The following is a 3,932-nucleotide window of genomic DNA, read 5'->3' on the forward strand; positions in this document are numbered from 1 at the left end:
CGAGGTCACCTGTTGATGGTGTTCTGCAGTACGATCGTACTCAGGCACTTACAGCAACTGTTGCGCAGCTCTCCTTATAGCCTCGACGACTTCTTGACTGTCATGCGAAACCAGAAAGCCAAGATTTATGAGGATCTCGTGGTGCCCATGGAAGCCACCAAGAAGCAGAATGACTTCTACAAACTTGCTCGGATCAAATCGAGCGTCAGCTTGCCGCGTCAGTCTGTTAACTGACCTGGATGCAGTTCTTCACTCACGAAACGCTTACGGGATCTGTAGCCCTAAAAACGACCCGTGAACTCAGGATCATTTCGCGAACGGCCGCCCGGAATTTGTCGGGCGCAACTGGCTTTTCGCAGAAGTCGTGCGCACCGCGCTTGAGGGCCGCTACCGCCATCGGAATGTCGCCGTGGCCGGAAATGAAGAGAATCGGGAGGTCGATCCCGCGCCGCGTCATCTCTTCCTGGAGCTCCAGTCCGCTCATGCCCGGCATGCGGACGTCGAGCACCACGCAGCCCGGATGGCGCATGTCGTCGTGCTCGAGAAAGTCTTCTGCGCTCTCGTAGACGACGGTCTGAATGCCGGCGACCCGCAGCGTGAAGGATTCGGAATTGCGCACGGTCTCCTCATCGTCGACGATTCGGGCGAGCGGGCAGTAGAAGTCGGGGGAGGGAAATGTCGGCATGTCAATTGTCTGCGTCAGACTTCTCTTCGGCAGCAGGAATGGAAAGGGAGGCGATGAGGCCGTGGGCAGGGCGCGGCGGAAGCCGAGCCTCGCGGTGTGTCTCTCCGCGATGACGCGGCAGAGGGAAAGCCCGAGGCCGAGGCCTTCAAGCTTGTCGCTCGAAACCGGGTGCGAGAGGTCGCGAAGCGTCTCGTCGGGGATCTCAGGACCATTGTCCTCAACCTCGAGCCGCCAGAAGCCGCTATCTCTAAGGATTCTCACGTCGATGCGCTTTTCCTCGTCGGGGGCGTTCCGCTCCACGGCCTGGAGCGCGTTTCTGAGGAAGTTGACGATGAGAAGCTCAATTTCAAGCGGGTCGCAGCAAAGCGGCGCATCGTCCGGAAGCGTGATGCTGTGAATTGCATGCTCGCATTCGCTTCCGACAATGAAGGTGTCGATCGCAAGATTGGTGATTTCCGAGAGATTGCATCTCACATGCTCGCCGGCGCGCTTCTTCGCGTAATTTCTCACGCGGGTCACGATGTCTGAAACGCGCGTCGCCTGCCGGATGATTTCGTCGGTGGCTTCGGTCAGAATGGGGTCCGCCTTTGCGCGGTCGCCGAGATAGACGCGAAGCCCGTCGGCGTAGTTGATGAGGGACGCCACGGGCTGACGGAGTTCATGCGAAATCATGCTTGAAAGCTCGGATACCATCCCGGCGCGCTCCAGCTGGGAAAGCCGCTCGCGCGCCGACTTTTCCTTGCGTTCGAGGCGGATCTTTTCGCCGAGCGCATCGTTGAGGCTCTTCGTTCGCTCCTGCACCGTGCGCGAAACCACATAGCTGTAGGTGAAGGCGCCGGCGAGAACGAGAAAGCCGATCAAAAGCGCGAATTTGTAGCGGGTCACCGTCTGCGTGACGCCGAGCCGCGATGCGGCGGTCGGCACGAAGGAGAAGCGCTGGAGCACCCGGCGGACGGACCGGAGGTCCGTCGAGAGCGTCCATTTCCAGCCCGAGGCGCTTCCGTATGCTTCGAACCCGGGAGCGGAAGGAAATTTAAGACCGTAGAGCACTTCCGCGGCGCGCTCCTTGATCTGTCCGTCAACCGCGGTTCTCGCGCCCGCGACGATGCCGGGATAGAGCTGCGTCGATCTCACGCACCGGAAGCCGTCCGTCTGCGGCTTTTCGCTCACGACGCGGAATTCGTCCGGACGGATTTGCCCGGAAGCGAGAAGCATCTCGTACCTGCAGGCTTCAAGGATGGCCGTTTCCACCCGGGCGCTTCGAAGGAGCTCAATCGCGGCGAGTGCGGATTCGCCCGTAAAGATGGTTTTGCCGAAGAAGACTTCCGGGTAGGGCGTGACGTTCGCGACCTCGAGGAGCGCCGCTGCCCAGCCGTTGAAGGATTCGGGGCTTTCCGCGGCTACGCGCGCCGAGCGCAGACTGAAGAGGCTCGAGTGCTCCCGGTCGTCGGCGCGGACAAGAAAGACAGCACCTGCGGCGGCGCTCGGCGCTGATGCATAGGGGGGGCTTCAGCGCAGCAATGAGGTCTGCTCCGCCGAGATCGGCCACATAGGCATGAAAGCCCGCCGAGAGCATGTACATGTCTATTTTGCGGTCGAGCACGGCTTTCTGGAGCTCGAGCTCGCCGAGCGCCGAAAGCTCAATCCGCAGACCGGGGAGCGCTTTCCGGAGCGCTTCCGCCGATTCTTTGAGTACCTCGGTCTGCTGCGGATTGTCGGGATCATCGATGATGCCGAGCCGGAGAGTCGCCGCAGGTTCTGCTCCCGGGGCAGCGGCCGCCGGCGCGGGGAGCTCGGTCGTCAAAGCCGCAGCGACGACCGTGAGTGAGAGAAAGACCCAGAGGAATGCTCGAATGCCCGGCATGGAAAAGCGTCAGAGGAAAAAAAGGAAAAGTCCGCATCTGAGGAAAAGTGTGCCTCAGATGCGGACGGCTGTGGAATCAGCAAAAACCGCCAGGAGCCCTCGCCCCGGATGGGGCGGGGAGGAATGGTGGCTAATCGGTTGTCTGATTCTCAATGTACTTTTTAAGTCCCTCCAGGGAGGCGCCGCCTACGGAACAGGCGAAATAACTGCGCGACCAGAAGAGCCCTGTTTTGCCGCCTTCAAGAATCCCTGGATATTCCTCGCGTATCTTTCGAGACGAACGAGTTTTAAAGCGGTTCACCATCTCGCTGATGCTCACCTTCGGAGGGTAGCTCACGAGCAGGTGCACGTGATCCGCCTCCCCATTGGCCTCCAGAAGGTCGCAGCCTAAATCTTCGGCCGCGATTTTTAGGGCAGCAAGCACGCTTTCCAGGACTTCCGGCCTCATCACTTTGCGCCGGTATTTCGTTGTGAAGATCAAATGCACATGGAGCTTCGTCACGCTGTGACGCGCTCTTTCATAGTCGTCGAACATCGGAATTCTCCTTGACCGCCATATCTTAATTATGATAATATCATAATATTATTCAATAAGAAATTACATTGACCGCCACATGCTCCACACCGCGAAATTCCGCATTTACCCGACTGCCGCACAAGAGACGTTTCTCTGGGCGCAGTGGGGTGCTGTCCGCAAGTGCTGGAACATGGCGCTCTTTCTGAAGAAGCATTACTACCGCACGCGGGGTGTTTCACTCGACCTCATCCACGAGATCAAGCCGCTCATCGCCAGAGCCAAGAAGTCGAAGAAATACGCATGGCTCAGGGAATACGATTCCATGGCGCTTCAGGAATCGGTGCGGAATCTCAACAAGAGCTACCGCGCTTTCTTTGAGGGCAAAGCGGGCTTCCCGCACTACAAATCCCGCAGAGGGCCGCAGTCAAGCTATCACTGCACCAACGTCTCCGTCGGTCCTAACTACGTGCGCGTGCCGAAGATGGAGCCGATCAAGGCCAGAATTCATCGCGAGGTCGTCGGCAAGGTGAAGAGCATCACGCTTGAAGTCGATACAGCCGGCGACTATTACGCCGCCGTGCTCTGGGAGGATGGCCTTGCTGAAAAGGAACCTCTGAAGGAAATCTATGAGGATCAGGTCACCGGCATTGATGTCGGCATCAAGGATCTCCTCACGGAATCAAATGGTCATAAGGAAGCAAATCCGAAGCATCTGAAACGCGCCCGCAAGGTGCTGCGCCGCAGAAGCCGGCAGTTTTCAAGAACACAGAAGGGCAGCCGCCGGCGCGAGAAGGCGCGCCGCAGGCTCGCACGCGCGCATAAGCGCGTGGCGAATGCCCGCAACGACAACCTTCACAAGGTCTCTT

4 protein-coding genes are annotated in these 3,932 nt (G+C 59.0%); 2 read left to right on the plus strand and 2 right to left on the minus strand.

The features are described 5' to 3' along the window. The coding region (locus tag GBM95_RS12815) for a hypothetical protein (protein ID WP_226963290.1) at positions 1 to 234 on the plus strand (234 nt) is incomplete at its 5' end. Positions 235 to 253: 19 nt separating this feature from the next. Here the strand turns inward: GBM95_RS12815 and GBM95_RS11200 are convergent. Both GBM95_RS11200 and tnpA read right to left on the minus strand, forming a co-directional pair. Next, complete coding sequence (locus GBM95_RS11200; RefSeq protein WP_226963302.1) at positions 254 to 2,104, minus strand: response regulator; 1,851 nt, start codon at positions 2,102 to 2,104, stop codon at positions 254 to 256. Between the two features lie 575 nt (positions 2,105 to 2,679). Continuing rightward, positions 2,680 to 3,084: an IS200/IS605 family transposase gene (gene tnpA, locus GBM95_RS11210; protein WP_152159173.1), complete on the minus strand. Its 405-nt coding sequence runs from the start codon at positions 3,082 to 3,084 to the stop codon at positions 2,680 to 2,682. A gap of 79 nt (positions 3,085 to 3,163) precedes the next feature. Between tnpA and GBM95_RS11215 the strand changes: the two genes are divergently transcribed. Further along, on the plus strand, positions 3,164 to 3,932 hold a 769-nt coding region (locus GBM95_RS11215), incomplete at its 3' end, for an RNA-guided endonuclease InsQ/TnpB family protein (RefSeq protein WP_152159174.1).

It is taken from the genome of Sutterella seckii (assembly GCF_009183815.1).
Lineage (GTDB): Bacteria > Pseudomonadota > Gammaproteobacteria > Burkholderiales > Burkholderiaceae_F > Sutterella > Sutterella seckii.

Bases quoted from the DNA above. Each gene is read 5' to 3' on its own strand.
- tnpA (WP_152159173.1), bottom strand. From the start codon at position 3,084: ATGTTCGACGACTATGAAAGAGCGCGTCACAGCGTGACGAAGCTCCAT.